At 66.7% G+C, this 2,875-nt stretch carries 4 protein-coding genes; 2 read left to right on the plus strand and 2 right to left on the minus strand.

Annotated features, from left to right (window positions below):
• Positions 1 to 383 (plus strand): fumarylacetoacetate hydrolase family protein (locus tag A985_RS26490; protein ID WP_039830622.1); only part of this gene is annotated, 383 nt, incomplete at its 5' end.
• Positions 380 to 1,141, plus strand: coding sequence for a 2-keto-4-pentenoate hydratase (locus tag A985_RS0120755; RefSeq protein WP_017235295.1), 762 nt, complete (start codon positions 380 to 382; stop codon positions 1,139 to 1,141). The genes A985_RS26490 and A985_RS0120755, both read left to right, overlap by 4 nt.
• A gap of 29 nt (positions 1,142 to 1,170) precedes the next feature.
• On the opposite strand, the gene ribD is transcribed toward A985_RS0120755, so the two are convergent.
• On the minus strand, positions 1,171 to 2,268 hold the full coding sequence (ribD, locus tag A985_RS0120760) for a bifunctional diaminohydroxyphosphoribosylaminopyrimidine deaminase/5-amino-6-(5-phosphoribosylamino)uracil reductase RibD (protein ID WP_026132223.1): 1,098 nt from the start codon (positions 2,266 to 2,268) through the stop codon (positions 1,171 to 1,173).
• Positions 2,269 to 2,274: 6 nt separating this feature from the next.
• A complete protein-coding gene (locus A985_RS0120765; RefSeq protein WP_157211539.1) occupies positions 2,275 to 2,814 on the minus strand; it encodes a TPM domain-containing protein in 540 nt (179 codons plus the stop codon).
• Between the last annotated feature and the right edge of the window lie 61 nt (positions 2,815 to 2,875).

A 2,875-nucleotide genomic window follows, 5' to 3' on the forward strand; every position in this document is an offset into this window, starting at 1 on the left:
GCAGTCGCGTGGCCGACTGGAACATCCGCATCACCGACACGATTGCCGATAACGCATCGTCGTCGGCCTACGTGATCGGCAATACGCCGAAGACGCTCGCCGAATTCGACGTGCGCCTGTGCGGCATGGTCATGGAGCGTCGCGGCGAGCCGGTGTCCGTCGGCGCGGGCGCGGCCTGCCTGGGCAGCCCGATCAACGCCGTGGTGTGGTTAGCCCGCACGATGGCGGCGGTGGGCACGCCGCTCAAGGCGGGCGACCTGGTGCTTTCGGGCGCGCTTGGCCCGATGGTCGCCGTGGCCCCCGGCGATATCTTCGAGACCCGTATCAACGGCCTGGGCTCGGTCCGCGCCGTGTTCGAATCTGCCAGCGAGGCGGCACGATGAGCCACATTCAAGACTACGCAACGCTGCTCGACGACGCGGCCCATTTCGCGCACGAGGTCGAACAGTTCGATACCGACAATCGTCTGTCGCTCGACGACGCGTACGCCATTCAGGCCGCATCGCTCGCCCGCCGCGCCGAACGCGGCGAGACGCGTGTTGGCGTGAAGATGGGCTTTACCAGCCGCGCGAAGATGATGCAGATGGGGCTCTCCGATGTGATATGGGGGCGCCTCACGTCCGGCATGCAGATCGAGGAGGGGACGGCCATCGACTTCAAGCGGTACGTGCATCCACGCGTCGAGCCGGAAATCGCCTTCATCCTGAAGCAACCGCTGGAAGGCCATGTCACGGGCCCGCAGGCGCTCGCGGCGGTCGAAGCGATTGCGCCGGCCATCGAGATCATCGATTCGCGCTACAAGGACTTCAAGTTCACGTTGCCGGAAGTGATTGCCGACAACGCGTCGTCGAGCGGCTTCGTGATTGGGGCCTGGCACGATCCGCATGTCGATTTCTCGAATCTGGGATTGGCCATGACGATCAACGGCCGCACCGTGCAGGTGGGATCGACGGCGGCGCTGCTCGGCCATCCGCTGCGTTCGCTGGTCGCAGCGGCGCGTCTGTCAGCCGCCGCGGGCGAGCCGCTCCAAGCCGGCTGGATCGTGATGGCTGGCGGTGCGACACCCGCCGAATATATCCAGCCGGGCCAGTATGTGTCGGTGGAAATGGAGGCGCTCGGTCGCGTGGGCTTCCACGTTTAAGCGCACGCGGCGCACCCGGCGACGGGGATTCAGTCGCGCTTGACGCGGGCCATCACCCGCAGATCGCTCTCGATCATGCGCACGTCCGTGAAACTGAGCGCGAGCCTGTCGTCGAGCGACGTGAGCGCAGGCAGGTGGAACATGCCTTGCGCGTCGCCGACGATGCACGGCGCGAGGTAGGTGAGCAGTTCGTCCACGCAGCGCTCGCGCAGCAGTGAACCGTTGAGCTTGTAGCCCGCCTCCACGTGGAGTTCGTTGAGCTGGCGCTCGCCGAGCGTGCGCAGCAGCGCCGAGAGGTCGACCTTGCCGGTCGTATTGGGCAGGTCGAGCACCTCCACGCCCAGGTCGCGCAGACGAGACGCGCGCTCGTGATCGCCGTTGGCGCAGATTACGAGCGCGTTGCCGTTCGCGAGCACCTTGGCGGTCGGGGAAATCTCGAGACGCGAATCGACGACGATGCGCAGTGGCTGGCGTGTCGTTTCCACCTCTCGCACGGTGAGCGACGGATCGTCCTCGCGCACCGTGCCGATGCCGGTGAGAATGGCGCACGCGCGCGCCCGCCACGCGTGGCCGTCGGCGCGCGCGGCCGGGCCGGTCAGCCATTGGCTCACGCCGTTGTGCAGGGCCGTCTTGCCGTCGAGGCTGGCCGCCACCTTCATGCGGACCCACGGCGTGCCGCGCGTCATGCGGGCGACGAACCCGATGTTCATTTCGCGCGCCTCATGCTCCAGCAGTCCGCAGCGCACTTCGATGCCCGCGTCGCGCAGCAGGCTCAGGCCGCGCCCGGCCACGAGCGGGTTCGGATCTTCCATCGCGGCGATCACGCGTTTCACGCCCGCGTCGATGAGCCCCTTCGCGCACGGTGGGGTGCGGCCGTAATGGCTGCACGGTTCGAGCGTGACATAGGCCGTAGCGCCACGCACCGACTCGCCCCGCGTGCGCGCGTCTTTCATGGCCTGCACTTCGGCGTGATCCTGGCCGGCCGGCTGCGTGAAGCCTTCGCCGATGATCCGTCCGTCCTGCACGATTACGCAGCCAACGCGAGGATTCGGCGTGGTGGTGAACATCGCGCGCTCGGCGAGCGCCAGCGCGCGACGCATATAAGAGAAATCCTGTTCGGAGAACATGAGGCGTCAGAGCATCAGCGGCCGGTCGGTCAACGCATTGTCCGGCGCCGCGCCGGCATGGGCCGGCAGGAATTCGCGCGCAATGCCGCGCAGGGTGTTCAGCGCGTCGAGCACGCTCTGGACATAACGTTCGTCACGAAAGCCGGCGCTCATCTGCGCAACGACGGTGTCCCACGTGCGGGGGGATACCAGCGCGTCGACGCCCTTGTCGGCGATCAGCTCGATATCGTGATCGGCGATGTTGATGTACAGGAGAATGCCCGTGCGCTCGCCCGTATGCGCCACGCCGAGCTGGCGAAACAAGTGAACGGCGCGTTGACGGCAGGTATGCCCGTGCCATACCGCAGCAAGCGGCATGGCAGCTTCGATCACTAGGCGAATCTCGCAGCGGTGCTCCTTTTCGGAATCGCGGATGGCGGCTTCGAGCGCATCGAGCGCCTTGTCCGGGAAGAGCCACCGGGCGTGCGCTCGCCAGGTGCCCAAATGCCGCAGCCAGCGCGAGACATCGTGCGTCTTGTGTTGCGTTGGGATTGCTTCGTTTGCCATCGCCATCACCAGTTCCCCGACGAACCGCCGCCGTCGAATCCGCCACCGCCGCCGCCGAAAC

It is taken from the genome of Pandoraea sp. B-6 (assembly GCF_000282835.1).
GTDB classification, from domain to species: domain Bacteria; phylum Pseudomonadota; class Gammaproteobacteria; order Burkholderiales; family Burkholderiaceae; genus Pandoraea; species Pandoraea cepalis.